General features: G+C 61.6%; 27 protein-coding genes. 24 read left to right on the forward strand and 3 right to left on the reverse strand.

The window, feature by feature from the left end; translation table 11 throughout:
- Positions 1-24 precede the first annotated feature (24 nt).
- From ACQZ5G_RS11170 to ACQZ5G_RS11180, 3 genes are read left to right on the forward strand one after another with little or no spacing between them, the layout of a single operon-like run.
- Complete coding sequence (locus tag ACQZ5G_RS11170) at positions 25-1263, forward strand: SIR2 family protein (protein WP_448737676.1); 1239 nt, start codon at positions 25-27, stop codon at positions 1261-1263.
- Entirely contained in the window at positions 1263-1793 is a 531-nt protein-coding gene (locus tag ACQZ5G_RS11175; protein WP_448737675.1) for a hypothetical protein, read from the forward strand. The genes ACQZ5G_RS11170 and ACQZ5G_RS11175 overlap by 1 nt, the downstream gene beginning before the upstream one ends.
- Entirely contained in the window at positions 1790-3850 is a 2061-nt protein-coding gene (locus tag ACQZ5G_RS11180) for an AAA family ATPase (protein WP_448737674.1), read from the forward strand. The genes ACQZ5G_RS11175 and ACQZ5G_RS11180 overlap by 4 nt, the downstream gene beginning before the upstream one ends.
- Positions 3851-3892: 42 nt before the next feature.
- Here the strand turns inward: ACQZ5G_RS11180 and ACQZ5G_RS11185 are convergent, their stop codons facing one another.
- The 3 genes from ACQZ5G_RS11185 to ACQZ5G_RS11195 form a co-directional block, all read right to left on the reverse strand.
- Positions 3893-4561 carry a hypothetical protein gene (locus ACQZ5G_RS11185; protein ID WP_448737673.1) on the reverse strand — a complete coding sequence of 223 codons (669 nt, stop codon included), beginning with the start codon at positions 4559-4561 and terminating at the stop codon, positions 3893-3895.
- Between the two features lie 138 nt (positions 4562-4699).
- A complete protein-coding gene (locus tag ACQZ5G_RS11190; protein ID WP_448737672.1) occupies positions 4700-6436 on the reverse strand; it encodes a phospholipase D-like domain-containing protein in 1737 nt (578 codons plus the stop codon).
- The gene (locus tag ACQZ5G_RS11195; RefSeq protein ID WP_448737891.1) at positions 6433-9723 is read right to left on the reverse strand and encodes a DEAD/DEAH box helicase; all 3291 of its coding nucleotides are present in this window, start codon (positions 9721-9723) and stop codon (positions 6433-6435) included. Before ACQZ5G_RS11195 ends, ACQZ5G_RS11190 begins: the two co-directional genes overlap by 4 nt.
- A 518-nt stretch (positions 9724-10241) precedes the next feature.
- Here ACQZ5G_RS11195 and ACQZ5G_RS11200 point away from each other — a divergent pair.
- The 21 genes from ACQZ5G_RS11200 to ACQZ5G_RS11300 all read left to right on the forward strand — a co-directional run bounded on the left by ACQZ5G_RS11200 (position 10242) and on the right by ACQZ5G_RS11300 (position 25788).
- The gene (locus tag ACQZ5G_RS11200) at positions 10242-12554 is read left to right on the forward strand and encodes a ParB/RepB/Spo0J family partition protein (RefSeq protein WP_448737671.1); all 2313 of its coding nucleotides are present in this window, start codon (positions 10242-10244) and stop codon (positions 12552-12554) included.
- A 116-nt stretch (positions 12555-12670) separates the two neighbouring features.
- Positions 12671-13009 (forward strand): hypothetical protein, encoded by a 339-nt coding sequence (locus tag ACQZ5G_RS11205; RefSeq protein ID WP_448737670.1) that lies wholly within the window; start codon positions 12671-12673, stop codon positions 13007-13009.
- Positions 13006-13377 (forward strand): DUF2958 domain-containing protein, encoded by a 372-nt coding sequence (locus ACQZ5G_RS11210; protein ID WP_448737669.1) that lies wholly within the window; start codon positions 13006-13008, stop codon positions 13375-13377. The genes ACQZ5G_RS11205 and ACQZ5G_RS11210 overlap by 4 nt, the downstream gene beginning before the upstream one ends.
- Before the next feature lie 395 nt (positions 13378-13772).
- A complete protein-coding gene (locus tag ACQZ5G_RS11215; protein ID WP_448737668.1) occupies positions 13773-14012 on the forward strand; it encodes a hypothetical protein in 240 nt (79 codons plus the stop codon).
- A gap of 332 nt (positions 14013-14344) precedes the next feature.
- Positions 14345-14542: a hypothetical protein gene (locus ACQZ5G_RS11220; RefSeq protein ID WP_448737667.1), complete on the forward strand. Its 198-nt coding sequence runs from the start codon at positions 14345-14347 to the stop codon at positions 14540-14542.
- A gap of 233 nt (positions 14543-14775) precedes the next feature.
- Positions 14776-15087: a DUF736 domain-containing protein gene (locus tag ACQZ5G_RS11225; RefSeq protein ID WP_448737666.1), complete on the forward strand. Its 312-nt coding sequence runs from the start codon at positions 14776-14778 to the stop codon at positions 15085-15087.
- Between the two features lie 370 nt (positions 15088-15457).
- On the forward strand, positions 15458-16300 hold the full coding sequence (locus ACQZ5G_RS11230; protein WP_448737665.1) for a DUF932 domain-containing protein: 843 nt from the start codon (positions 15458-15460) through the stop codon (positions 16298-16300).
- A 312-nt stretch (positions 16301-16612) separates the two neighbouring features.
- The gene (locus tag ACQZ5G_RS11235) at positions 16613-16873 is read left to right on the forward strand and encodes a helix-turn-helix domain-containing protein (protein WP_265613942.1); all 261 of its coding nucleotides are present in this window, start codon (positions 16613-16615) and stop codon (positions 16871-16873) included.
- Between the two features lie 156 nt (positions 16874-17029).
- Positions 17030-17293, forward strand: coding sequence for a DNA -binding domain-containing protein (locus ACQZ5G_RS11240; protein ID WP_153315321.1), 264 nt, complete (start codon positions 17030-17032; stop codon positions 17291-17293).
- Between the two features lie 106 nt (positions 17294-17399).
- Entirely contained in the window at positions 17400-17714 is a 315-nt protein-coding gene (locus tag ACQZ5G_RS11245; protein WP_448742664.1) for a transcriptional regulator domain-containing protein, read from the forward strand.
- Positions 17617-18156 carry a DUF2285 domain-containing protein gene (locus ACQZ5G_RS11250; protein WP_448737663.1) on the forward strand — a complete coding sequence of 180 codons (540 nt, stop codon included), beginning with the start codon at positions 17617-17619 and terminating at the stop codon, positions 18154-18156. Before ACQZ5G_RS11245 ends, ACQZ5G_RS11250 begins: the two co-directional genes overlap by 98 nt.
- A 132-nt stretch (positions 18157-18288) precedes the next feature.
- Entirely contained in the window at positions 18289-18576 is a 288-nt protein-coding gene (locus ACQZ5G_RS11255) for a helix-turn-helix transcriptional regulator (protein ID WP_153315323.1), read from the forward strand.
- A gap of 12 nt (positions 18577-18588) precedes the next feature.
- Complete coding sequence (locus ACQZ5G_RS11260; RefSeq protein ID WP_448737662.1) at positions 18589-19782, forward strand: replication initiator protein A; 1194 nt, start codon at positions 18589-18591, stop codon at positions 19780-19782.
- Positions 19779-20432 (forward strand): ParA family partition ATPase, encoded by a 654-nt coding sequence (gene parA / locus ACQZ5G_RS11265; protein ID WP_448737661.1) that lies wholly within the window; start codon positions 19779-19781, stop codon positions 20430-20432. The genes ACQZ5G_RS11260 and parA overlap by 4 nt, the downstream gene beginning before the upstream one ends.
- Entirely contained in the window at positions 20429-21187 is a 759-nt protein-coding gene (locus ACQZ5G_RS11270; RefSeq protein ID WP_448737660.1) for a DNA-methyltransferase, read from the forward strand. Before parA ends, ACQZ5G_RS11270 begins: the two co-directional genes overlap by 4 nt.
- Complete coding sequence (locus ACQZ5G_RS11275) at positions 21184-21441, forward strand: ribbon-helix-helix protein (RefSeq protein WP_448737659.1); 258 nt, start codon at positions 21184-21186, stop codon at positions 21439-21441. The genes ACQZ5G_RS11270 and ACQZ5G_RS11275 overlap by 4 nt, the downstream gene beginning before the upstream one ends.
- Positions 21438-21956 (forward strand): DUF2840 domain-containing protein, encoded by a 519-nt coding sequence (locus ACQZ5G_RS11280; protein WP_448737658.1) that lies wholly within the window; start codon positions 21438-21440, stop codon positions 21954-21956. Before ACQZ5G_RS11275 ends, ACQZ5G_RS11280 begins: the two co-directional genes overlap by 4 nt.
- Positions 21953-22495: a S26 family signal peptidase gene (locus ACQZ5G_RS11285; protein WP_448737657.1), complete on the forward strand. Its 543-nt coding sequence runs from the start codon at positions 21953-21955 to the stop codon at positions 22493-22495. Before ACQZ5G_RS11280 ends, ACQZ5G_RS11285 begins: the two co-directional genes overlap by 4 nt.
- 48 nt (positions 22496-22543) lie before the next feature.
- Complete coding sequence (locus tag ACQZ5G_RS11290) at positions 22544-22879, forward strand: DUF736 domain-containing protein (RefSeq protein WP_448737656.1); 336 nt, start codon at positions 22544-22546, stop codon at positions 22877-22879.
- A gap of 5 nt (positions 22880-22884) precedes the next feature.
- Positions 22885-23805, forward strand: a complete 921-nt coding sequence (locus ACQZ5G_RS11295) for a lytic transglycosylase domain-containing protein (protein WP_448737655.1) — start codon at positions 22885-22887, stop codon at positions 23803-23805.
- A 243-nt stretch (positions 23806-24048) separates the two neighbouring features.
- Positions 24049-25788 (forward strand): relaxase/mobilization nuclease domain-containing protein, encoded by a 1740-nt coding sequence (locus ACQZ5G_RS11300; protein WP_448737654.1) that lies wholly within the window; start codon positions 24049-24051, stop codon positions 25786-25788.
- The last annotated feature ends 22 nt before the right edge of the window (positions 25789-25810 follow it).

The raw sequence follows: 25810 nt of genomic DNA on the forward strand, positions 1-25810 counted from the left end.
GTTGTCTGTGGTGCGGGCCTTTCGATGGCGCCGCCGAGCAGCCTGCCGTCGGCTCGTACCGTCGCGGAACGGTGCTTCGACAAGTACCGGCTTGAAGTCGATCCTGGGTGCGATATCGGTCTGCGCGATAACCTTGAAGCGCTGGCCGAGCATTTTGCCGCCACAAACACGCTCCAATCTGTTTTCATCGACCATCTGGTGCCTTGGGACTCATTCGTTCGACCGTCCAACGCCGGCCATGCCGCCATCGCGGATTTTCTGGTAACGCGGGCGGCCGCAGCAGGCATATCAAGCAACTACGACATCCTAATAGAACGCAGGGCCTGGGATTACGGAGCCGCCTTCCGCGGCTCCCTCGACGGCGACGAGGCCAACGTCGATGCCGTGCGTCGGTCGCCGCTCCTGAAGTTTCATGGTTGCGCGCAACGCGATCCTGCTTCGACGGTCTGGGCGCCCTCCCAGCTTGAAGACCCGGTCATTTCGGCCCGCATCGAGCGAAGCAAGACGTGGATGGCAGCCAATCTGCGACAGAAGGATTTGCTTGTCATCGGCTTCTGGTCCGACTGGGAATACCTCAACGCCGTAATCGGTGGTGCTCTGGTGGACGTTCAACCGCTCTCTGTCACCGTCGTCGATCTTTCTCCGACCGACGCTCTGGAAGAGAAAGCGCCGCAACTCTGGCAGATCGCGCATGCCGAGAACGTGCATTTCGAACATGTTCGCGAGTCGGGCGCCGATGTCCTCGATGAACTGAGACGGACGTTCTCAACGAACTACCTTCGCCAGGTGCTGGCGGCCGGAAGAGCCGTCTTCGAAGCGTCGACGGGCGTCCAGTGCGATCCCGGCTGGCTCGAGGTTGCCGTTTTCGACAGCGAGACCCTGTATGGGCTGCGCAGAGATGCCGAAGGCGTTCCTGCCGGGCAGCCCGCCACCCGGATCCGCCCGGGCAATGTAGAGGCCTTGGGATACTTCCATCTGTTGCTGCGTCAGGCCGGGGCGACGCAGCGTCCAGGCGGCTACGATTTAAACGGTCGCAGCATCCGGGTGATCAATGGAGCTGAAGCGGTTCTTGGCTCGCTGCGGGCCAAGTTCATCGAACCGCCCGTTGCTGTCACTTCTGACATTGTCGTCGCGGTGGGTGCCACCGATCTCGGCCTTCCCAGCAATGTCGTCAGGGGTGGTCGAAGCGGTGACCTCATACGCCCCGATGCCGCCGGAAATTGGTTAGACCTTAATGGTGCAAGAGCGGAGCTGAACATCTAATGGACATCTCGACTCAAGCCGAAATCGTGCTCCGCAACGCACATTATGAAACCTGGTCCTGGTCTGGTCAGAACGGCCCAGTGACATGTTTCGAGAGCGCTGCAATCATGGGCTTTGTACATGTCTTCGAAAGTGCCGAAGCGCTTATGTCCGGGTGGCAGACCAGTCAGAAGATCGCGCTGGCCCGTCACGCTGCCTCGCTTCGGGGTGCGGGCACCAAGGCATGGAACGTCTATTCGGTGTTCCTAACCGCTGATCGCGCGCCTTTGCTCGCTCGAGCCATTGAACGGATCGAAGAGGACTTCACGCTCACCCGCAAGATCGCTCGGACGTCCATAACGACGGCTGAAGACCTGGAAAGGTCGCTCCTTCCGTTGATGGCAATCCGATCGCAACCGATGCTGGGCGCTTCGAACTTCGAGGACCGGCTTCGCAGTCGATTGAAAGATGTGCCAGCCGACGCCGTTACGGCGTTCCTGAACGACACGCCCGCGTCGGATGTCGCCCGTATTCTGGGGGCCAAGTCATGAGGCTCGACTATGTGGAGGTTTGCGGCTTCCGCGGCTTCCGAGACAAGGTTCGGATCGATTTCGGCGGTGGCTTCACGGTGATTACGGGCCGCAACGGCGTCGGCAAGAGCACGCTTTGCGATGCGGTCGAATTTGCCATAACCGGCCTGATCGAAAAATACACCGTCGAAAAGGCGGCCAAAGAGACCCTCGCTGACTATCTCTGGTGGCGCGGTGCAGGAGTTCCGAAGGCATACTATGTTACGGCCTCGTTCATCCGCGACGATGGCGAGCCATTCACGGTCACGCGTACCCGCGAAGGCGGCGCCGATCGGACTCGAGAGGAAATCGAGGCAGCCTTGTGCAGCGGGCCTGCGCCCGACGACGCGCTGGGGCAACTGACACGCACATCCATCATTCGCGACGAATGGATCGCCGCGTTAAGCCTGGATTTGTCCGAGACCGACCGCTTCGATCTCGTCCGCTCTGCGCTCGGCGCGCTTGAAGGATCGGAAGCTGCCGCAAAAGCCAAGGAGGTGGTGACCGCGGCGGACGCCACGCACAAACGCAACGAATCCACCTATGAAACCGCACGTGCGCGGTTGGGTGAACGCCTGACCCAGCAGTCAGAGATACAAACTTCGCTTAGCCGCTCGGGTGATGTCACGGCCGCTTTGGCAACGGTAGCCACCGCCGTTCCCGATGCTCCAGCGGAGATAATCGCACGCCTTGAGGCCGCTCGAGGCGCTCTTGCTGACGGGCGCACTCGAGCCGCTCGAATGACCGAAGCGGTCGAGGCCGGGCGAAAACTCCTTGCGCTCCAGCAGACCTTCAATGCACCGGATGCCGTGGCGGTGCGTCAAAGCGCGATTGCGGAGCTGGAAACTGCAAGAGAGGCAAAGGATATGGCCTACGAGGCGGTCGCCGCCGCCGAGGCGCTACTGGCGCGAGAAGAGGATGCTGATGCAGTGGCAGCCTCACTCGCCATTCTGGTCGAGCATGGCGAGAGCCTTGGGGTTCATGACGAACACTGCCCCCTATGCGCTGCCCGAAGAACGTCTGAGGAATTCGCCGCGGGCCTTGCAGCCGCGCGGCGGCGCATATCGAACCTTTCCTCCGGCGTACAGGAGGCGCGGAGGACTTTGGCTGCGGCCAGTGACGAGGCCCATGAACGCTCCACGACCTTCGCTACGGCGGAGGCAGACGTCCTCGCTCACCAAGCCGAGGAGCACACCTTACGGGAGGCAGAAAAAACACATGCGGCTTTCCTCGATCGCTGGAATATAGACCAACGCTTCCTGAACGACCCCAATGGCCTCGAAAGTCATCTCGAAGCCGAACGCGACAGATTGATCAACCTCGAAAGGGCATTGCTCGTGCTCGAGGCGTCCCAATCGATTTCCCGCATGGCGTCGGTCGAGAAAAATATCGAAGGATTGCGCGAGGAACTCGACAAGCTCGCCGATGCTGTCAGCCAGTCGCAGGCCGCTGCATCCTTCGCCCGCGATATCGAGCGGTCAGTCAAACGTGTCAGCGCCGAGATCATTGACGAGCGACTGGCCCAGATCAGCCCCTTGCTCAATGAACTCTACCAGCGTCTGCGTCCGCACGCGGATTGGCGGACCATCGAGTATAGCATCCGCGGTGATGTAAAACGCTTCCTGAGCCTGAAGGTAGGAGATGGTCTGAACCCTCAGTTCGTGTTCAGCAGCGGTCAGCGACGCGCGGCGGGGCTGGCGTTCTTGCTGTCCGTTCATCTGGCCCGCGCCTGGACCCCGTTCCGCTCCCTCCTTCTTGATGATCCTGTCCAGCACATCGACGACTTTCGAGCCCTCCATCTCGTTGAGGTGCTTGCCGCGCTCCGCCTCGATCACCGTCAGATCATCTGCGCGGTCGAGGATCCGGCCTTGGCCGATCTACTTTGCCGACGCCTGGTCAGCACGACCGACGAGCCCGGCCGCAGATATGACATCGAACTTGGGCCTGAAGGCGCGACAAGCGTCGTGACTGCTGAGGATGTTCCACCTATGCCAGTTGGCGTATTGCGCGGCGGGCTCCAGGTTGTCGGTGGGACCTGAAGTGAAAACACCAGACCTCCGATGAAATACATCGCTGGTGTACTAACTGTACTTCCCTACCCAATCTGGCGCGGCACCAACAGGGAATTTCCATTCCAAGCCAGTTTTGGCCTTCAACCGGCCGAGGATTTTCTGGAGGCGTTCGTGCATATGCGCGTCCAGGAAGGTGACGAGCTCTTCCCACTCGTTTCTGCCTCCCACGTAAAAACCCAATCTCGCCCCCAAGTTTACACGGACTTCCGTGTCGTCAACATCGATCTGGATACCGCTGCCAATTGTTTCATGCCCGCCATTATGGGCATAACGCTGATGGCGGATCTCGAGTATGTCATCGTGAACCGCCCGAAGATGGACAGGTATATTATCCCTGGAAACTCCGCTCCCACCATTTCCGCTTACGAACAGACGCGAGTAAGTCACCACAAACGCTGTCGTCAGCATTTCCTGCTCCATGACAGCTTCCATAGTCGCATCGAATTTAGCGGTCCGCAGCCGATGATAGATGTAGCTCAGGCTTGATGTCGTGGGGATCGCGTTGGCCAGCCGGACGAGTTTTTTGATGTCTCTGTCTGCGATTTGCAACATGTCGCTACCTTGCTGCTTACGCGCCTCAAAGGCATCGCGATATTCCGGCGGCAGGTGCTTAAAGAGCTCTTCGGGAATATAAACGTAATCATCATCTTCCCAAATTGTCGGCGGTAAATTTTCCATATCGAGAAACCTCTAAGTAAGGTAGCTGCGAGTCACTCTAGCGTTGTTCTGGTTCAAAAAGTTGCACGATCGAGCAAGACCCGACAACGAAGCGTCGGCCACGTCGTCGCCTCAACCCACCACGCATGGCCCCTCGCATCACCACACCGTCTCGAATTTCTTGAGCAAAGACGTCGCGAGGTCTGGTCCTTCCAGATAGAGGCCGATTTCATCCAGCGGATTGTTTTCCAAACCCGATTGTGATCCCCAATTCAAACTGCTGACGACAACATGGTCGCTGTCCCAAGCCAAAAACTTCGCATGTAGCTGTGGATCGGGCACACCAGTGACCTCAACTATGCCGTTAAGCCGCTCTCGATGTTTCGAGATGTGACCGCGTTTCACCGGGCCAGAACGGCGCGAATAGTAAATCCGGACATCGCTCAGCCGCCGGCCTGCAACCTCGGCTGGGTCGAAAAGCGCCGGCACCATGTTTGCACCCATCTTGTTCGTACAACAGACAAAGCGTTGTTGCGCATCATGGGCGGCGACGCGAAGCAGACGTTCATGATCAGCGGCATGTAGAATCGTCAGCTTAGCAGCCGGGGGCTGCGCTTCCCTGGAGGACGACAGCATATTTCGCTGACGCCGGAGTTCGGACCCCATGAACTGCAGCGTTTCCACGGATCGGCTAGCATTAGAGAGTTTGGAGACAATTTCGCGGAGCAGATCAAGCCCTTCCGCCACCGCATTGGGTTCTCTGAGCTCTGCCGACACTTCGACGGCCGAGAACGGGGAGTGGAGCCAATTGCACGATCCCATCAGCACGATCGCACCATCGTGACCATCGTCGGCGACGAGAAACTTTGCATGACTGTCGACAGGATCCCTCTGCACCTGAAGATATCCCCTAGTCAGCCTCGCGGCCGATAGACGGACAAAGATTTCCTGCATGGCCGCAGCGTTCTTCGCGCGATCAAGCGAAGTACCGAAGAAAAGATGACATCTGACACCTCGCCTGCACGCATCTTCCAAGGCGCGCAAAATGCGTTCCCGGCGTTCCCTGCCTTTTTCGTCGGATAGTGAGGCCACGAAAGTGGATAGGACAAAGATGTTGGATTTGGCCGCCGCCACAATCTGCTCGAAGCGCTGCAAATGCTGTTCAGCACCGACGATTAGCTGATCGGCGTCAAAACGCGTCTCAATGGTTACGGACCGCCCGGGCGGCGGCGTCGTAGTCTTCGGTAGAATACCAGTCTTGACCGTTTCCTTGAGCGCTTCGACAAGTTGATCGCTTGCTCCTTGCGGAAAGACGCCAGCGCCGATCTCGTCGAGATTAAGCACGAGAAATCTTGGCTCTAGGAAGGAACTATTCGCCTGCACGCCGCGTAGCCATTCACCTGGCCTAAGCAACCCTACCATGAATTCATTGACACGCCGCATCATCGAGTATTGCGTCTCTGGCGGCTCACCTTGTGGAAACGCAATGATCGCTCCTTTGGCAGGAAGTTTGGTGACGGGAATCGTATCAACATCCCTAGTCCTGAAAACGGACAGCCCGACCTTCTCGTAGACGACGCTGATGCCGATTTCGCGATCGGTCGAGCGCTCAGGAAGCGCGCGCCCTGTGCGGATGAAATCATGACCGACGCCGCTGGTGGACAGTACAGGTTTCGGTGACAGCCGGACCTCGACAAGTCCGAATTGCATGAGTCGGGCCACGGTCGAACCGACGACCTGTCGAGGGATTTTGAGCGTTTGGGAGACATCATTGATCGTGCCCGGGCTTCGGTCGAGTGACAGTAGGATCATTTCCTCGACAGGGCTCCATCCCCAAGTCCGCTGAACGATGCCTGGTGCCCGATAATGCCATGACGGGATGTATATGTTGTTCACCGGCAGAACCTCCCCTGCTGATCGATGGGGATGACGGTGACGCCCCTGCCGACGTCCGGAAAGTCGGTCTCGGACAAACGGTCGATTTCGTCCAACATCGTTCGCAGAAAGCCGAGTTCATCGTTGACCGCATCCGGATCGATCCCCTCCACGGCATTGCGGATAAACTGCCGGCTGGTTGCGAGGACCAGCTTCTGCTTGGCGCGACTGAGTAACACGTTCAGACGTTGAGGGTTCTTGATGAAGCCAAGGGCTCTCGAGCCCACTAGGACGTTGTTGCGCACTAAGCTGGCAACCACCAAATCTGCCTCACCGCCCTGGAAACTGTCGCTCGTGTAGACGAACTTTCCGTCACCTCGCGGGCTGGCGAATCCAAACAGCGTGCCTGCGGTCACATCGATCTGAGGCTTGAGTAGTCGTTCGAGGTGATTGACCTGGGCCAGATACGGGGATAGTACCACGAGCGTTGGCACCCTGGTATCGTGGGCAATAACAGGCCGCAGCTTCGCCACCGCGGCCAACAACGCGGTTGCCTCAACCTCGTTGCGATAAGAGCGTTTAGCGTTTTGCTCGAAAGATCGTCTTTTGACCACGCTCAGCGAGGGTAGGTCCAGAAGCACGATTGGAGAAGCGGGAAATCCGTCGATGCACTCTACGGTTTGCTTGCGAGCCTTCACCCGTTGCGAAGAAACCAGTTGTCTTTTGTAGAACGTGTTGGAAACCAGGTCGGATATGGCGGGATGCATCCGGCTCTGTTCGCGCAGCGTGTTGACGATTGAGCTTGGGCGTCCGGTGTTGCCCGTCCTGACCTCTTCTCGCTCGGCAATCGTTCTGAAAGGCTCTTCAAGTCGAGACGCGATGGCGAGAACATCGCTGAGCAGTAAGGGATCTGTCTTCAGCGCCTCGAGAGCGAACTCGACCTCGCTCGGCAGGTCGGAGATCGCCGCGAGCTTCTCCTTGGCATCACGCAAAAGTTCGGTAGCCCGCGTGGCATCGTAGAATTTTTGACGATCCGTTGCGTCGAAGGGCGACAGCTGATTGTGGTCGCCGATCATCACCCTGCGGTTACCCAGGAGTAGAGCACCGATCAGTTCGGCGCCGTTAGCGCGCGCAGCTTCCTCAATGAACACCCAGTCGAACTGCTCGCCATCGGCAATCATCTCTTCAAGAATATGCGATGATGTGGTGGCAAGTGTCACATCAGATGAGCGGAGCATCAAATTGTCGGTGTCGCGCAGGGCGCGGTCGGCGATCGACTCCTCCGACGTATCAACCGGTGTGATCGCTTGGATGATCTGGTTGAGTTGGTTCGCCATGATTGCTGCGTTGGCCGGGTCCGGTTTGGACACGGAGCGCAGCAAGGAATGCGAGCTCCGCCGCAGCGTGCTCTCTTTTTCGCTGGAGCGGGATCGCTCGACGCGAACGATGATGGTGGTGTTGGTCGGGAGGAACTTGCGAAGCTCGTCTTCCATGTGGACAAGCGTCTCATGGTTCTGAGCGGACACCAGGATTCGAGCATCGCGGGTTTTATGCAGGATGCTCTTTACAAGATGCGAGATCAAAAAGGTCTTGCCGACACCGGGCGGCCCGACAACCACATTGATGGATCTCCCGCCTACGATCGATTCCCATGCATCGATTTTGGTTCGTTCCATGTCGGCGTCGGCAGGGGGCGCACCGGGGGTCGCGATGTCGCGCAATACCTCATCCATCGCAACCTGCGCCGGATCATCCAATGCTCTCAGGAGCTCGACATTCGACCTCGCAGCGACGATATTCTGGAGCCTCCGGCGGATGGCCCGCTCGGCACCCGTGTCCCTGCGAGGCCTAAGGAAAAGCCGCTGTCCTGTGCTGATCGGCAGGTTGGTTCCGAATGCGAACGCAGTTTTCCCTTTGATAAGGCCGCTGCCCTCGTAGTTGAGTTCAGGCACACGTTCGCGCCCAATGGCGAGGCGCGCCGTTTGTGACAACGTCCAGTTCGCTTTTCCGTCGTCGTGTTTCAGTTCGCGCCTGAGGGCGTCAGCCGCCGGGCGCAGTCCCATTGTCTCACGCTGGGTATCACGCTCGGCGTCATCGCTTGGCGTCACCCACACGACGTTTGATTCTGCCTCGTGTGCGGTCAGCACATCGACGGGATAGAGTCGAAACTGTTCCCTCAAGAGCGTGAAGGCTTCAAGGAGGATAAGAGCAAACCATATTGGAACATCGGCTGTGCTCTCGGCAGAGCGGACAGGCGCAAGGAGATCGCGCCAGCGTTTGGCGCCGGGCCCGAGGTTTTGAACCCGCTCTTCGGCGCCGGCGCGATTCCTAGAGAGGTGCAGTCGATGAACGATGTCGACCGCGCCTTGTATCCATTCGTTTGCGCGACGCAGGTGCGCTCCTTCAATCATCCCGACGGAGTCGCTCACAATCCGCACATTGTAGATAGCAAGGTCGGTCATGAGACGTGCAGTGTCCTGTCCGCCAGGGATGAGGCGGACACCGGCCGAGAGCAGATCGTCGGCGACAAATTGCATGATGGCTGCCCCATCCGCTGCGGGTATCGTGCCGGAAGACAGTGCCGGCAAATCGCTCTGAACCACGCCCCTCGACGGATAAAGAACCAGTTCCCCATCAGAGCTCGAACCGACCCTATCCAGTTCAACCACGACGTTTCGCAACTCATCGAGGACGACCGAGCCATCGAAGAGTTGGAATTGCGGTGGACTGGCCAGCCGCTCCAGCATTCGGCGCTCGACAGAAAGAAGTGCAGGAGGGTTGTCATCCTCAAGACCGATAATTGAACCGGCAACCGCAGCCAAGTCGATCCAGTCCTGTCGGAAGGACACCGCGGCGGAGCCCCGAAGCAGGTGTCCCGACTCTCCCAGATCGCCGTCTGCAATATGAACGCATGACTCGACGCCCCCGAGCCGATAGTCGGCACTATCGTCTCTGTGCGAAAATATCGCATTCAGACTGACGCCACCGTGCACGATACCTGCGTCGTGGCATAGGGTCAGCGCTTCCGCAACGCGGAGTATATTCCGCCAGAAGACACCACGACTTGCACTCGTTAGATAGCGTCCCTCTTTTGTCCGCCGGCGATGTGATGCTCCGGAAATCGGACTACCGGGATCCAACATGACAATAGCGAGTTCGTGCTCATCTTCCGCGATTTCGAGCACCTCAACGAGGACATCTTGAGCACGTCGTGACGATAGCACACGCCGAATTCGCCTTAGCCCGCGGGCGACAATCGCTCGCAAATCGTCATCGAGCGCCGTGCCCGTCTTCTTGAACAAGCGCAGGAGGTACTTTTCGCCGTCCGTGATGCTGACAGCGGTTCGAAGGTGAGAGTCCCATCCCCCTGTCAGACGCGCAAATGAGTCCTCCGCAAATGTGAATCGTGAATCTAGCGGTGAGTTACTCTTCTTCTTAACAGCAGTCATGTAGTCCAAGCCCGTGAATACTTGTCTGCATAGCAGATTCGTATCCGCTTTGCCGTACGAATTGGCAAAGGCTCGAGGTTAGACGACGGGCCGATAGCCGATTGCCAACATTATGCTTTTCGGTTTCCAGTCCTCACAATGGGGAGAGATGGTTTCGGCCATCTCTCCCCCGCGACCGCCGCCTGCGCATGGCAGGACCGGCGCGCTCGCAAAGCGACCAATAGCCCTCACTGTCAAAACGGCCACATCCGCCTCGCTCGCCGCGCAGCCCGGCCATGCTCGCCGGCAGCCGCCCCCCTCTCTGCCGAGCGCTCACGCGCCCCCGGGAGGCATGTCGGAGACATGCCTCCGGCATTAACGGAGAAAGGATTGGAACAATGGCAAGGACAGCTAAGAAGACGAAGGCCCTCACTGTTGCAACTTCGGACAAGGTTGCGGCCGATGCGGAAATGCGCGATGCCGGAGAAGCGGCGACGGACGTGATGGTGGCATCGCCCGCGCTGGATGCGGCCAGCACGGCGGCGGAAGCCGCAAATGGTACGGAAATGGAGACCGTAGCGGACACCGTAACCGGCAGGGAAGTTCTCATTCCGCTTAACAAGCTCAAGAAGTCGCCCCGCAATGCGCGCAAGACCCCGCACAGCGAGGAGACCGTCGAAACCTATGCGGCCAGCATCGCCGCTAAGGGTATCCTGCAAAACCTAGTGGTGGAGCCGGAGCTTGATGCGTTGGGAGTGCCGACCGGATTCTATTTCGTGACCATCGGCGAAGGCCGTAGGCTGGCGCAGATGCTGCGGGCAAAGCGCAAGGAAATCAGGAAGACAGAGGCCATCCGTTGCGTCATTGACACCGCAAACGACCCGTTCGAGATCAGCCTTGACGAAAACGTATCGAGGACCAGCCTCTCGCCCGCCGATCAGTTCGAGGCTTTCCTTCAACTCTCGCAGGATCGCGGATGGGGTGCGGAGGAAATCGCCGCCCGCTTCGGCGTCACCGCCCATGTGGTGAAGCAGCGGCTCAAGCTCGGCGCGGTCAGCCCGAAGCTGATGCAGGTCTACCGCGACGGCGAACTGACCCTTGAGCAGTTGCAGGCATTCGCGATCACTGACGACAACGCACGGCAGGAGCAGGTTTATGCGGGTCTCGGCTATAATCGCGAGCCGTGGATCATCCGCCGTGACCTGACGCGGATGCATGTGCAAGCGAATGATCGCTTGGCCGTCTTTGTCGGGCCGGAAGCCTATACGGAAGCAGGCGGCGCTATCGTCCGCGACCTCTTCACCGAGGATCGCGGCGGATACTATGACGATCCCGCATTACTGGACCGACTTGTCCTCGAAAAGCTGGAGGGCATCGCCGCCGAGGTACAGGCAGAAGGCTGGAAATGGGCGGAAGCCTCCATCGACTTCCCGCACGCCCACGGCTTTCGCCGCGTCTATCCGCATCCGGTGGGGCTTTCCGAGGAAGATCAAGCCGCCCATGCCGCTGCACAGGACGAGTTCGATCGCCTGACGGGGGAGTGGGAAAACACGGACGACGATCTTCCCCCGGACGTGGATGAGCGCTTCGCGGAGCTTGAAGTGGAGATCCAGCGCATCGACAGCCTGCGCCATGCCTATGACCCGGACGAGATCGCGCGCGGCGGCGCATTCGTGGTGTTGAACCATGACGGAACCGCCCGCATCGAACGCGGCTTCATTCGTCCCGAGGACGAGGCACCGGAGCCGGAGAAAGACGCGGACGGCGAAACCGTCATCGACGGCATGCGCGTCAACGCCGATGGCGAGATCATCGAGGATAGCAACCATGACGAGGATGGAAACCATGTTTCCGCGCTCGATGCCGAGGATGAGGACGCAGAGAACGACGACAGGCCCATTTCCGACCTCCTCACCCGCGATCTGACCGCTCACCGGACGCTTGGCCTTCGCCTCGCGCTTGGCGAGCAGCCGGACATGGCCGTGATCGCCGTCACCCATGCGCTCGCCGTGCAGACCTTTTATCGCGACGCAAACGCTCATGCCCTCGAAATCCGCCCGAGCAGTGTGCAGCTTGGCGGGCATTCGGACGGCCTCGAGGACATGGCGGCGGCGAAGCTTCTGGCGGACCGCCATTCCGGATGGGCTTCGGACATGCCGCAGGACGTGGCCGACCTTTGGGACTTCATCGCCGCTCTCGACCCCGTGAGCGTCATGGCACTGTTCGCGCATTGCGCCTCGCTGACCGTCAATGCCCTCAAGCTGCCGTGGGAGAACCACAAGCGCCGCGCCCATGCGACCGCCGACAGGCTGGCGACGGCGCTGGTGCTGGACATGAGCCAGCACTGGACACCGACCGTCAGCACCTATCTCGGTCGCGTCACCAAGGCCCATATCCTTGCGGCCGTACGGGAAGCCGTTGGCGACGAGGCGGCGGAACGCATCGCGGCCATGAAGAAGCAGGCGATGGCGGAAGCTGCCGAGCGGCTTCTTGCCGGAACCGGATGGCTCCCGCCGCTGCTGCGCACTGAGCGGCCCGCGTGGCTGGACGCACCAGAGGTGGAAGCTGATGCCGATGCGGTTGCAGAAGCCCTGGAGGTGGCCGAGCCGGATTCGACCGACGCCGCAAAACCGGAAACGGTGGACCTTGGCACCATCGAGGGCGGCAACGCGGTAGAGGAAAGCGAAACCTTCAACGTCGCCGCCGAGTGAACCGTCATGGCCGGAACCGCGTCAGTGGTTCCGGCCAATCTTCTGACAACAGCGAGGGCAAGTCCGGCCGCGCCAGCGCGGCCGGAACCCTCGACCGCACGACAGGACCAAGACCCATGAGAAGCTATTTCGAGCAGCGGGCGATGCTGGCCCGCCTGGAGGCGGCGCGCGCGGAGACCGAGCGCCGCATCGCCATCATAGAACGGCAGATCGCCGTGCGCGCCGAGCGCATGACAACCAGCAGCCGCGTCAAAGCCCGCCAGTTCGGCCATGCCTCGACCACCGGGACACGCGTCGACGAGCGTGATGTTCAGGCGAATATCGCAGCGCTTCGCTTCGAGCGGCGCGGCGAGATCGAAGCGCTCGACCGCAAACTGGCACGGCAGGCTGGTGCCGTCGCCGCCTTTCGTGTTCGCTATAGGATCGGCGAGCCGGAGCGGGAGGCAGCGTCATGACACGGCGATTTCCCCGCACCGAACCGCTGATCCCCGACGATCTGCGCGACCGCCTCATCGAGAACGGTCGTACCGGCGAAGTTCACGACGGCTTCGATCCGTTCCCGGTCGTTAAATTGTTCACGCCGGACGCGGCGGCGACGTGGCTGTTGACCGAAGCTATTCCCGAAGGCCCTGACATAAGGCTGTTCGGGTTGTGTGACCTCGGTTTTGGCAGTCCCGAACTCGGCTATGCCATGCTCAGCGAGATCGAGGATGTGCGCGGCAGCCTTGGCCTGCCAGTTGAACGCGACCTGTATTTCAAGGCCGAACACCGGCTCAGCACCTACGCGAAGATCGCCCGCCACGCCGGCATGATCGTCACCTGAAACCACGAACCGGCGCTGCAACCTTTGCCGCGCCGGTTCGCCCTTTCAGCCCCGCAGGAAACGAGATGGGGATGATTCCACTCCTGACACGCTGCGCTCTCCAACCCTGCGCCTTGCCGTCGCACTTGTTTTCGCGATCCCCGCCGCCATCGCGGGTTATCCCCTTGTGCATGGTGCGACGCGTGAAGCCGTTTCCTCCGAACTCTGGCGACAGGTCTTCTGCATAGCAGGCGGTGCCTGCACCGGGATGTCTGCCTTGGCGCGACTTGCGAACTACCCTTCATCGGGCGGCGACTAAGTGCCATCTGCCAGAACCACTGCAGATCTGCAGATTTATCGCGCGGGACGTCCGTCATATTCAAGCTGCTGTATTCGAGACCTTGGAGACAGCGACGATGAGTGAACCCTGCATAATCTACACCTACACGGTCCATCGCGACGACCCGGACTTTGATCGCTGGGAACATGTCGACTTTCCGGATGGCATACCGACGATCCAGATCGAAAGGATCGAGACGCTACCCATCACACAGGATTCCTTGCTGCTATTGCTCAACAAAGGGTTCAGGCCCTTCATCACCGACTATCACATCCTGGAAATCATAGCCGATGACTTTGGGTCTATGGGTGGCTGACGGGCGTCTCCTTCGGGCCGGGCTCGCGGTCTTCACCCATTGGGGCTATGATCTCTGACGCAAGGGTGGCGGCGGACATCTCGCCCGGAAAGCCAGCGCCTCCACGAAACTCGGCCGATTGGGTGTTCAGTTGACGGCACAGCGGCAGGGACCAGATCAGCGCCAGTTCCTCGGTGTCCGCCCCGAACCTGCCTGCATGGAGACGATCGGAGCGGGCAAGCTCGGATCGTCCAGCTTCACCAAGAGGTAGGCATTGCCTAGCCCCGGCAGACGTCTCCTTCCACACTGCACTGAACACGGCGGTTCATAAGGGCGAATTACTGGCGAAAGGAGTGGGCGTTTCGGTTGCCGACCTCGATATCGGCGGGGAACATCATAGATATGACGTTGAGGTAAGGGACTTGCGTGGCGCGCTGGCAAAGCCGTTGTCGGTGCTCGATGAGAAAGCGCTGAACAAGCGCAGCCATCTTGAATTCCTTTCTCCTTCCGACCAAACAGCACCCAACGCGAACTCGATTGATCAGGTCTGACCGAAGACCGGCGACGCAAAGCGCCGCCTCGATCTCAATCCCGCAACGTCCGCCGCCCTCTTTTTTCCGCCACCGGCCTGAAGGCCGGCTTTGCAGCGCGAAGCAAAAAAGCGTTCGCCGGCCGCCCTCCACTTCATTCCGGCCCATGAAGGGTGCGGGCCGATCGTCCCCGGTCAATCGACCATCATCGAGATCGCGATGGGCGCGGTCCGATCAACAGAAGGAAATTCAAGATGGCTACGATCGGCACTTTCTCCCGCACCGAAAACGGCTTCTCCGGCGCTGTGAAAACCCTCAACCTCAACGTCAAGTCGGTGAAGTTCTTGCCCGTCGAGGGCGAAAACGAAAACGGCCCCGACTTCCGCGTGCTCGCCGGAACCACCGAATTCGGAGCGGCTTGGAAGAAGCAGTCCGACAAGGGCAATTCCTACCTCTCGGTGAAGCTGGACGATCCGAGCTTCCCCGCTCCGATCTATGCGAGCCTGGTCGAAACGGAGACCAAGGAACTGGCGCTGATCTGGTCACGCCGCCGCGCCGCCAACTGAACAGGCAATCGGCTGAGCCCCGCGAAAGCGGGGCTTTGCCATGCTCATGTCCGCCGCCATCAGAGAATACGGAGCGCTGCGCGCGCTTTGTCATGATCGGCTGCGGCCTGAGACTTGCCGATCAAAGGGGAAGCCAAGGGAAACTTTTCCCCTTTCTCCCCTCAAACGCCGCCGGCGCAGTGGCAGGTCCGCCGGTTCGCAGAACAGCCGACGATCCTCATGCTTCCGATCCTCTGCATTCCGTCCTGCTCACGCTGGCAGGCCGGCCATGCTCGCCGGCATTTGCCCCCTCCCATCCCCGCGCGCTCTCGCGCCCCCGGAAGGCATGTCGAGGACATGCCTTCGGCATCAACGGAAAGGAGCAAGGACCATGAATTATCATCTCGCCACACGGTTTGGCCGCAACAGCCACCAGATCAGCGGCCGCGAAGCCCTCGACAACGAAGCGCTTTATCGGCACGTCCCATCCATCTTTGCCCGCGAAGCTCACGACAGCCGTTCGGAGCGTTACGTTTACGTCCCCACCATCGACATCGTGGAGGGGTTGCGCCGGGAAGGATGGTTTCCGTTCTTCGCCGTGCAGGCGGTTCCCCGCGACGGCGACCGCATGGGCCACGCAAAGCACATGCTGCGCTTGCGCCGTGATGACGGCATCGGCAAGCCCGAGGCGGCGGAAGTCATCATCGTCAACAGCCATGATGGAACGAGCAGCTACCAGATGTTTGCGGGAATGCTGCGTTTCGTCTGCACCAACAGCCTTGTTGCGGGTGAGCGGTTCGAAGAGGTTCGCGTCCCCCACAAGGGCAATATCCAGCATGATATCATCGAAGGCGTCTATACCGTCGCGGAGGACTTTCCGCGCCTCATCGATGCCAGCGAGACGATGAAGGAAATCACGCTTTCGGAGGATGAACGCCATGTACTGGCGGAGGCGAGCCTTGTCGCGCGCTATGGCGAGGAAGAAAGCCCGATCTGCCCGGACCAGATCATCCAGCCGCGCCGCCGCGAGGATGCCGGTAAGAGCCTCTGGACCTCCTTCAATCAAATTCAGGAGCACTTGACGAAAGGCGGGCTACACGGGCAGCGACGGAATTCCGAAGGCCGCATCCGGCGCAGCCAGACCCGCGCTATCAACGGTATTGACCAGAACGTCACCCTTAATCGTGCCCTTTGGACGCTGGCAGAAGGGATGCAGCGTTTGAAGATGCGATAACCGCACCATCGTAGAGCCGGAAAGCCGGCTCTACGGATTTCCGCTTTTCAGGTTTTGTGCCTTCCCAATTTTTACGCCGATCCGGCTTCGCGGCTGCGCGCCAACGCGGCCGCCGCTCGCCGGGCTCCGCCCGGCTCGCGATACAAGGGCACCACAATTGTGACTGTAGCACCTCGTGGCCGAATCGCCTGAAGCCGCGATCCGGTCTAAATGCGGGGGACAAGACGTTTATGGGTGGTATTCTCCCAAAGAACGATTATTATCATCGTAGTTCTGGCTTCTGCGCCGCGACTTGTGGCGGTGATCCCCTTCATGATCACCGCCCGTCAGTCACGGGCCGCACGAGCGTTGCTTGGCTGGAAACAGGAGACGCTTGCCGACAAGGCCCAGGTATCGTTAACCGCACTCAGACGCCTCGAATCCGAGAATGGTCTGCGTGTCTATGAATCAACCCGCGATCAGGTGCGGCGTGCGCTTGAGAGCAATGGCATCGTCTTTCTGACCACGGACAGGGGAGAAGGCGTGATGATCATGGATAACAGTAGTCTGTCGAATTCCGGAAAGCGGTCGTGAACATTGGCGCGTTTCGTCGTTTTCAAGCTACTTGACGTCGCCTGTGCAAACTTCATTCGACCACGACGTCATCATCCTGGCATGCATCCACTCGACAATGATGGTCGTTCACATATTGCCCGATGACAGATATAGATTTCCCGTTTGGGAGGATGAATGACGGAACCGGGATTCCTGGATGAGCCACCGCATAGTGCCGTATTGACGGATTACGACCGGTCTCACATGAAGGTCTATATGCGCGTGCTCGACGCCGCGGCGGACGGTGCTGACTGGCGTGAGGCGGTTTCCATCATTTTCGGAATTGACCCCGACGCGGAGCCTGAACGTGCCCGGCGCGTTCACGACACCCATCTCGCTCGCGCCCGCTGGATGACCGAGCACGGCTATCGGCTGCTTCTTCGCGACGGTCGCCGCTAGACCGAGGCGATGCGCCGGCGGCATCGCCTGGCGCCTCCGCAGGACCTTCCCGCTTGCCTATATCTTGGGCATGGTGCCACTCCACGTTGCGGCACGGGGAAAAAGGATGACGGCAAAGATATCGCGCTGGCGATCCTCGGAAATCTATGACTACCTGGACGACCTCGACTCTCCAGACCTCGCCTGGGAATGGCTCAGGCGTAACATGGACTATCAGAAGGACTACGCCCGCGCCGACAGCCCCTCCCTAAAACGGGAGCTTCGTCGGAAGTGGGGATTGCAGTTTTTTCGTCCCGCCGTCGGTGAATGCTGGAGAGCGTCGCGTGATCTGGTCCGCGGAGGCGGACACCAGCACCGTGTTGCTCACCCAAATGCCCATCGTTCTACCGGCGGCCGGCAATCTCTACTCCGGGCTGCCTGACATTGCCGAGCGCGCGGACGACGACGGAACGCATTTTGTGTTCGAAGCCGGCGGTCAAACGATCCGGCTCCTGCGGCTTGCCGGCATTCCGCCCGAAACGCCTTTGGCGGCGCTCGTGCCGCTCAATGCTGATGGCTTCGACCGCACAGAGGCGATCGACCGTTTGCTGCGCGCCTTGCTGGGACGCGCCGTCCCAGACGACCGTCGCTTGACTCCGCAGCAGAAACGCCGTCATCGGCACATGCTGCAGGCCACCGACGGGCGCATGAACGGCGCCACCTATCGCGATATCGCCGGTGTCATTTTCGGCGTCGATCGCGTCGCCTCCGAACCTTGGAAAACCTCCGCTCTCCGTGATGCCACGACAGCCCTGGTCAAGGATGGGCTTGCGATGATCGCCGGTGGTTATCGCATGCTGCTGCGCCATCGCCGCCGGTCCTGACACTGGCCCGCAGGGGTGAGAAATAGCGCCCCCTAAATTCCCCCTCCCTCCAGCCGATCGATCTTCGCCACCGTAGTCGCAGTCCGCCGCTCCTCACCAGCGGCCACACGCAACGCCACGGAGGCCCGACCCATGCGACCCGTTCTTCCCACCGTCCCGCCGCGCTTCCTGCGCACCAAGGAAGCCGCCGAGTTCCTGAGCCTTTCCGCCCGCACCCTCGAGAAGCATCGTACCTATGGGACTGGCCCGGCCTATCGCAAGCTCGGCGGCCGCGTCGTTTACGCCATTGACGATCTTCAGGCATGGGCCGAGCGCGGCTCCGTCACTTCGACCTCCGATCCTCGTGGCTCCGTATTGCCCGCCAAGCGCCAGACATCCGCAGTCTCGCCCGCCTACGGCGGCGTGCTGCGCCATCGCTGAGGCGGACCCGGCATGCAGCGCCGCCGCCTTATCACCCCCAGCGAGCGCACCACGCTCGATCCGTTCGTCGTGGCGACCGGCGACGCGAAACCGCGCGACCAGCGCGATCTAATGGAACGTCCATTTTTCTCGCTGGCCAAGGCCAAGCGCGTCATCCCGATCCTCTATGAGACCGGTGACGTTCGCGTTGAGGTCCTCGCCGTGGAGCAGCACGGAATGGCGACGATCTGGGACGCCGACGTGCTGATCTGGGCCGCCAGCCAGATCGTCGAGGCCGAGAACCTGGGCCTTCGAACGTCTCGCTTCCTGCGCTTCACGCCCTATCAGCTTTTGACCGCAGTTGGTCGCGAAACCGGCGCGCGTGACTACAGGCTCCTGAAGGGTGCGCTCACCCGGCTGCAATCCACCGTCATCCGCACCAATATACGCCAAGGCGAGAATTGGCGCCGGCACCAGTTCTCGTGGATCAACGAATGGGACGAACTCACCCGTGCCGACGGCCGTGTCGAGGGCATGGAGTTCGTCCTGCCTGACTGGTTCTACCGGGGCGTCATCGATCGCTCGCTGGTTTTGACGATCGACCCGGCCTATTTCAGGCTGACCGGAGGGATCGAGCGCTGGCTGTATCGCGTTGCGCGAAAGCACGCCGGTCGCCAGCCGGGCGGCTGGCTGTTCGACGTTCCGCATCTCCATGAAAAATCCGGCAGCCTGGTGCGTGTCTCCGACTTCGCGCTTCAGCTTCGCCGCATCGTTCTGCGTCAGCCGCTGCCAGGCTACCGCCTCCGGATCGAGCGTGAGGGGCGCCGGGAATTGCTCAGAATTCTTCCCGCCGGCCCGTCACTTGGCCCTGTGGACAAGGCTGTGGAGACACTCGGGACTTCGCACGCAGGGCTATCGGGATTTCGCACGCAGACGGTATCGGGACTTCGCACGCAGAAACCACAGTTAAGCCTCTGGCCCGAAACGACGATTCCGGACCTTAACCTAGAGTCTAATACAGAATCTAACCTTGAAGAGCGCGCGCGCGATGTGGAAAACCTCATCCGTAGCGCGGCAAAAAGTCTGGATGTCGCTTCGCCAAGGGCAAAACCCGGACAGGGATTGCCGGTCAAGCCGGATACGTCTTTCCGTAAATCCTCCTTTACGACCGGGAACACGTCAAGTGTCCGGGCGTCCCGATCCCGCAAGCCGGGGGATGCATCATGATCGTCGCTGTCCTCAATCAAAAGGGGGGCGTCGGCAAGACGACGATCGCCCTCCATCTTGCCGGCGAATGGGCCGGGCGTGGCCTGCGCGTCACCCTGATCGACGCCGATCCGCAGGGATCAGCGCTGGACTGGTCGCAGCAGCGTAGCCATCAGGGAATGCCACGGTCCTTCGGCGTCGTCGGCCTGGCGCGCGACACGCTCCATCGTGAAGCGCCGGAACTCGCCCGTGACGCCGATCATGTCATCATCGACGGGCCGCCGCGTGTCGCCGGCCTTATGCGCTCCGCCCTGCTTGCCGCTGACCTCGTGCTCATGCCGGTGCAGCCGTCGCCGTTCGACGGCTGGGCCTCGGCGGAAATGCTGGCGCTTCTGACGGAAGCGCGCATCTACCGGCCCGAACTTTCCGCCCGCTTTGTCCTCAACCGCTGCGCCGCCCGCACGATCATCGCCCGCGAGACGGCTGAGACACTGGCCGACCATGATCCGCCTGTCTTCGCGACCACAATCGGTCAGCGTGTTGTCTTCGCCGATGCGGCGCAGACCGGGCGTCTCGCTTCGGAGATTGCCGCCGACAGTCCGGCAGCGTGTGAGATTTCGGCGCTTGTATCAGAGATCGACCGGCTCCAGATCGGGAGGACCGTGTTATGACGGGGCTCTCCGAAACCGTTCTGGCTGGCGACTGCCGCGAGCTCATGCCTCGGCACGCCCCGTTCGATATGATCCTCGCCGACCCGCCCTACGGCGACACCTCGCTTGCCTGGGACCGGCGTGTTGACGGTTGGCTGGCGCTTGCCCGCGCGTCGCTTGCTCCGGCCGGTTCGCTCTGGGTCTTCGGTTCGCTTCGATGCTTCATGGCGACCGCCGATCGTTTCGCCGATGCGGGGTTGCGCATCGCGCAGGAGATCGTCTGGGAGAAGCAGAACGGTACCGGCTTCCACGCCGATCGGTTTAAAAGGGTGCATGAACTGGCCGTCCAGTTCTATCCAGCAGAGACACTCTGGCGCGACGTCTACAATGACGTCCAGACGACGCCCGACGCGCTGGCACGGACGGTACGGCGCAAGAAGCGCCCGCCCCACACGGGTCATATCGACGCCGGTCATTATGTCAGCCATGACGGAGGACCGCGCCTCATGCGCTCCGTCATCTACGCACGCAACGCGCATGGCCGTGCAATCCATCCGACCGAAAAGCCGTCCGCGCTCCTCGAAATTCTGATCCGCACAAGCTGCCCGCCGGGCGGTCTCGTCGGCGATTGGTTCGCGGGATCGGGCGGGGCCGGCGAAGCCTGCCGGCTCTCCGGCCGCCGCTATCTTGGCTGCGAGATCGTCGCCGAAATGGCCGCGCGCGCCCGCGCGCGCATCGCCTCCGTGCTGCCGTTTGACGCCGGAGGCGCGTCATGACGGCGCGCACGGAAAAGCGTGGCTTCGCGGCCCGGCCGGGCGACGCAGAAGGCTGGATCAAGGCCGCCGAGCCGACGCCGGCCCGCAGCGGCACATCCATCGCCGCCTTCACCGCGCGCCTCACTATCGACATCACACCCGAGCTGCGCGGCCGCATCAAGATCGCCGCGTTCCGGCGCGGCGTCACCGCCTCCGACATGCTGCGCGAGTTGCTCGAACGCGAATTCCCCGACCGCCAAGGAGACACACCATGACCAACAATGCGGCGCTCCGCATGCGCGGCCACCCGTTGCCGGACGGGCCAGCGCCCTTCACCACGCTCGTAGAACTCACCTGGATCGAGAAGCGGATCGAGAACTGGATAAGATTTGGCCGCGCAAGCTACGATCAGAAACTCGACAAACACAGAAGGCTGGTCGGCTTCTCGCCCGAGATGATCTTCTGCCTCGTCCGCTGGGCCGCAAACGAATACGGCACGATCATCTCGCGCATCGACATCGTGCGTGCCGTCGACCGCGGCGAGCCGTTCCAGACACTTCCGTTTGTCCGCCCCGGCGGTGAGATGCTTCTCAAGATTGGTGGCTGGCCGAAGGTCGAGCGCGTACTCGGGATCATCGATGCGATCGAGGCGCAGGATGTCGAGCCCGCCGAAGTCTCGCCTGATCACTGGCGGCATGTCCATAACCGGATGACCGCCGGCGATGAGCCACGTGCCTACAGCGCCAGCCAGCACAAGGCGTTCCTCCTGCGCCGGAAGGTAGAGCCATGACGCGCCTTGGCTACGTCCTGACAACGTGCATTGCGGCGCTGGGCGCTTCCGCTTCGACAGTCATCCCGACATCCACGAAACTGATCTGGAACGCGACCGCCAGCGCGCCGATCGGCTTCTACACCGTCGAGCTGGCCGAGGCGATCGAGGTGCCCGAACTGGTTGCCGTCCTGCCGCCCGAACCGCTCGCCGAGTTCATGCTTTCGCGTGGCTATGTCGGGCGCGGCGTGCCGCTCCTGAAGCGCGTGCTCGGGTTGCCGGGGCAAAAGGTCTGCCGCATCGGCCGCACCATCACGGTCGATGCAATCGAAATGGGCGAGGCGCTGGAGCACGATCGAATGGGCCGCGACCTCCCCACCTGGCAGGGCTGTAGCGTGATCGCCGAAGGGCAACTCTTCCTCATGAATTGGGAAGTCCGCGACAGCCTCGACGGCCGCTATTTTGGCACGCTTCCCGTGTCGGCGGTCATCGGCCGCGCCGTCCCTCTCTACACCGACGACGGCGATGGCCGCTTCGTCTGGCGTGCCCAAACACGTTGAAGGGCGCACTGGCACCTTCCATCCACTCGCAACAGAAGGAGATACCCCATGGCCAATATCGGCGCATTCCAGAAAACAAAGATCGGTTATTCCGGCCGCATCCACACGCTTGTCATCGATGCCGAAGTAGTGCTCGTCCCAGCCAAGAAGTCCGACGCGGAGAACGCGCCGGACTTCCGTATCCATATAACCGACAAGGACGGTCCCGAAGTCGGGGCCGCCTGGAAGGAGACCGGCGAGAAGGCAGGCGACTACCTCTCCCTGCAGTTTGACGATCCAACGCTCGCGCAGCCAATTCGCGCGAATCTCTTCCGGTCGGACGACGATGAAAGTGCTTGGTCGTTGCATTGGAACCGCCCGAAACCACGCGATGGGCGGGACTGACAGCCATGCGGTCCGGTATCGTACTCGCGTTCAAAATCCTCATCCCGTTGTTCGCGGAAAGGCCGTCTCATCCCGTCGCCCCGCTCGGCCGCAGGACGGCCGGCGCGCGCAACGTAGGTCAGGGGCGGCCTCCGGCCGGCGCTTGCGCCTTGCCCTTGACCGCAGCGAGCACGCTGGCAGGCTTGCGGTGCAGCGGAGGCAGGGCGCTATTCCGTTATGCGGTTGTTGTGGCGGTCGCCGCGCTCTCGCTCGGCAGCGGATCGAGCGTGGCGATCGCGCAATCCACGCCGGGCGTACACTCGGTTGCCGCTGATCCCCATGCAGCGCATATCGCCGAAGCCTCGAAGCGCTTCGGCATTCCGGAGCGCTGGATCCGCGCCGTGCTGCGCGCGGAAAGCGCGGGAGACGTGCGCGCCGTATCCCCGGCCGGTGCGATGGGTTTGATGCAGGTCATGCCTGACACATGGGCCGAACTTCGCGCCCGCTATGGTCTCGGCCCCAGCCCCTACGATCCACGCGACAATATCCTCGCTGGCACGGCGTATCTGCGCGAGATGTGGGATCGCTACGGCGACATGGCCGCCATGCTTTCCGCCTACAATGCCGGCCCCGGGCGTTATGATGAGCATCGTGCGAAAGGCCGGGCTTTGCCGGCAGAGACGGGCGCTTACGTAGCTTCGCTCGCGCCCGCGCTACGCGGCGCGCGTCCTTCGATGAACGGTTCGACGCTCGGCCGACCGTTCGATTGGCGCGAGGCGGCGATCTTCGTCGGGCGCGATCACGGCGCTTCGCCTGTCAATTCCGCGTCTCCGGATCGCTCGTCGGACGACGCGCTTTCACCCGTCACGGCGACGCAAGATGCACTGACCTACGCAAAGCCGCACGAACTATTCGTCGCCCGTGCTGCTGCAGGAGACCTGCCATGAGCGGCTCTGCGGCAAATCGCATCCCATCGTGCTCCGGCGTGTCATGGAGAGCGCCGGGGGTGGTGGCAGGCACAACAACCGGACGATGGCAGGATAAAAGGGCGCACATTGCGCGGCGGTCGGGCGGTTCTTTTTGTTTGGGTTTCTGGCCCGTTCAGCACATTGCCCGGCTTTGCCGCAATGTTCCTCAACCACCCAACCCTCTGTCTCTACGCGATTTCTTGAACATTGCAGGGCTGCGCCATGGTCGATGAACGCGAGTTCCGCGTCCGTCCTGGGCGCATCCGCTCCAGCAGAGCGCAATCGGCGCGACCCTTCATTGCGCAGGCGCTCGCCGCTGCGAAGAAAGCCGGCGGTGGCGTATCGCGTTCCGGCCGTGTCGTTCCGGGCAACCGCTCGCGCTTCGGGCACGGCCAGCGCGCCAGCATCCAGGCTAATCGACTGATTTCGTCGCGCTCGCGTAGCGCCGTCGTCAAGGCACGCGTCGTGCGCCATTCGGCGCGCACAGCACCGCTCGGCACCCATCTCAATTATCTGCGCCGCGAGGGCGTGACCCGCGACGGGGAGAAGGCCCGCTTGTTCGGGCCGGGAACCGAGAATGCCGATGCCGCCGCCTTCGCCGAACGCTGTGAGGATGACCGGCATCATTTCCGGTTCATCGTTTCACCGGACGACGCCGTGGAAATGACCGACCTCAAGTCCTTCACCCGCGATCTCGTCCGGCAGATGGAGAAGGACCTCGGCAGCCGGCTTGACTGGGTGGCCGTTGATCACTGGAACACCGAGCATCCCCATGTTCATCTGCTCGTACGCGGCGTCCGCGACGACGGCCAGGATCTCGTCATTTCGCGCGACTACGTCAAGGAGGGGATGCGGGACCGGGCGCGCGATCTCATCACCCAGGAGCTGGGGCCGCGCACCGACCTCGACATCCGCCGCACGCTGGAGCGCCAGATTGAATCGGAGCGATGGACCCAACTCGACCGCCAGCTTGTCCGGGATGCAGGCAAGTCCGGCATCATCGATCTTGCCCCGCATGCTGACCGTCAGCCAGACGAATTCCATGCCCTGAAGGTCGGCCGGCTGCGCACGCTGGAAGTCCTTGGTCTTGCCGGACAGGTCGGCCACTCGCAATGGTTTATCAAACCGGAAGCCGAGGCGGTGCTGCGCGAACTCGGGGAGCGCGGCGACATCATCAAACGGATGCACAAGGCGCTGACGGACCGCGGCATCGAACGCGGCTCGGCCAACTATGTGCTGGCCGGTGAAAGCCTTGATGCGCCGATCATCGGCCGGCTGGTCGATCGCGGTCTCGACGACGAGCTGAAGGGGTCCGCCTATGCCGTGGTCGATGGGGTCGACGGACGCACCCATCACATCAAGTTGCCCGATCTCGATGCGGCGGGCGACAGCGCTCCGGGCTCGATCGTCGAGCTGCGCAAATTCGATGACGCGCGCGGTGAACGCCGCGTCGCGCTCGCCGTTCGCTCCGATCTCGACATCGAGCGACAGGTCACGGCATCGGGTGCCACCTGGCTCGACCGGCAAGCGGTCGCCAGGGAGCCGCTGTCTCTCTCCGACGGCGGTTTCGGCGCCGAGGTGCAGCACGCGATGGATCGACGTGCCGACCATCTTGTCGAACAGGGCCTGGCCGAGCGTCAGGGACGTAGCGTGGTGTTTGCCCGCAGGCTGGTCGACACCTTGCGCCGCCGCGAGCTGGATGCGCTCGGCGAGAAGCTCGCCACCGAGACGGGCCAGCCGTTCAACCGTGCTGGCAGCGACGAATATGTCGCCGGCACCTATCGCCAACGCTTCGCGCTCGCCTCCGGCCGCTACGCGATGATCGACGACGGCCTCGGCTTCCAGCTCGTGCCGTGGTCGCCATCCCTTGAAAAGCAGCTCGGCAAGCACGTCTCCGGCGTCGCCCGCAACGATGGCGGCATCGACTGGAGTTTTGGCCGCAAGCGGGGGCTCGGCTTCTAACGCTGATATCGGAGAAAGGACC

This window comes from Agrobacterium sp. 22-214-1 (genome assembly GCF_053522465.1).

What these genes read in the sequence shown, in the direction of transcription:
- ACQZ5G_RS11170 (WP_448737676.1), top strand. Translation starts at nt 25, where the DNA reads ATGGCGCCGCCGAGCAGCCTGCCGTCGGCTCGTACCGTCGCGGAACGG.
- ACQZ5G_RS11175 (WP_448737675.1), top strand. Translation starts at nt 1,263, where the DNA reads ATGGACATCTCGACTCAAGCCGAAATCGTGCTCCGCAACGCACATTAT.
- ACQZ5G_RS11180 (WP_448737674.1), top strand. Translation starts at nt 1,790, where the DNA reads ATGAGGCTCGACTATGTGGAGGTTTGCGGCTTCCGCGGCTTCCGAGAC.
- ACQZ5G_RS11185 (WP_448737673.1), bottom strand. Translation starts at nt 4,561, where the DNA reads ATGGAAAATTTACCGCCGACAATTTGGGAAGATGATGATTACGTTTAT.
- ACQZ5G_RS11200 (WP_448737671.1), top strand. Translation starts at nt 10,242, where the DNA reads ATGGCAAGGACAGCTAAGAAGACGAAGGCCCTCACTGTTGCAACTTCG.
- ACQZ5G_RS11205 (WP_448737670.1), top strand. Translation starts at nt 12,671, where the DNA reads ATGAGAAGCTATTTCGAGCAGCGGGCGATGCTGGCCCGCCTGGAGGCG.
- ACQZ5G_RS11210 (WP_448737669.1), top strand. Translation starts at nt 13,006, where the DNA reads ATGACACGGCGATTTCCCCGCACCGAACCGCTGATCCCCGACGATCTG.
- ACQZ5G_RS11215 (WP_448737668.1), top strand. Translation starts at nt 13,773, where the DNA reads ATGAGTGAACCCTGCATAATCTACACCTACACGGTCCATCGCGACGAC.
- ACQZ5G_RS11225 (WP_448737666.1), top strand. Translation starts at nt 14,776, where the DNA reads ATGGCTACGATCGGCACTTTCTCCCGCACCGAAAACGGCTTCTCCGGC.
- ACQZ5G_RS11230 (WP_448737665.1), top strand. Translation starts at nt 15,458, where the DNA reads ATGAATTATCATCTCGCCACACGGTTTGGCCGCAACAGCCACCAGATC.
- ACQZ5G_RS11235 (WP_265613942.1), top strand. Translation starts at nt 16,613, where the DNA reads ATGATCACCGCCCGTCAGTCACGGGCCGCACGAGCGTTGCTTGGCTGG.
- ACQZ5G_RS11240 (WP_153315321.1), top strand. Translation starts at nt 17,030, where the DNA reads ATGACGGAACCGGGATTCCTGGATGAGCCACCGCATAGTGCCGTATTG.
- ACQZ5G_RS11245 (WP_448742664.1), top strand. Translation starts at nt 17,400, where the DNA reads ATGACGGCAAAGATATCGCGCTGGCGATCCTCGGAAATCTATGACTAC.
- ACQZ5G_RS11255 (WP_153315323.1), top strand. Translation starts at nt 18,289, where the DNA reads ATGCGACCCGTTCTTCCCACCGTCCCGCCGCGCTTCCTGCGCACCAAG.
- ACQZ5G_RS11260 (WP_448737662.1), top strand. Translation starts at nt 18,589, where the DNA reads ATGCAGCGCCGCCGCCTTATCACCCCCAGCGAGCGCACCACGCTCGAT.
- parA (WP_448737661.1), top strand. Translation starts at nt 19,779, where the DNA reads ATGATCGTCGCTGTCCTCAATCAAAAGGGGGGCGTCGGCAAGACGACG.
- ACQZ5G_RS11270 (WP_448737660.1), top strand. Translation starts at nt 20,429, where the DNA reads ATGACGGGGCTCTCCGAAACCGTTCTGGCTGGCGACTGCCGCGAGCTC.
- ACQZ5G_RS11275 (WP_448737659.1), top strand. Translation starts at nt 21,184, where the DNA reads ATGACGGCGCGCACGGAAAAGCGTGGCTTCGCGGCCCGGCCGGGCGAC.
- ACQZ5G_RS11280 (WP_448737658.1), top strand. Translation starts at nt 21,438, where the DNA reads ATGACCAACAATGCGGCGCTCCGCATGCGCGGCCACCCGTTGCCGGAC.
- ACQZ5G_RS11285 (WP_448737657.1), top strand. Translation starts at nt 21,953, where the DNA reads ATGACGCGCCTTGGCTACGTCCTGACAACGTGCATTGCGGCGCTGGGC.
- ACQZ5G_RS11290 (WP_448737656.1), top strand. Translation starts at nt 22,544, where the DNA reads ATGGCCAATATCGGCGCATTCCAGAAAACAAAGATCGGTTATTCCGGC.
- ACQZ5G_RS11295 (WP_448737655.1), top strand. Translation starts at nt 22,885, where the DNA reads ATGCGGTCCGGTATCGTACTCGCGTTCAAAATCCTCATCCCGTTGTTC.
- ACQZ5G_RS11300 (WP_448737654.1), top strand. Translation starts at nt 24,049, where the DNA reads ATGGTCGATGAACGCGAGTTCCGCGTCCGTCCTGGGCGCATCCGCTCC.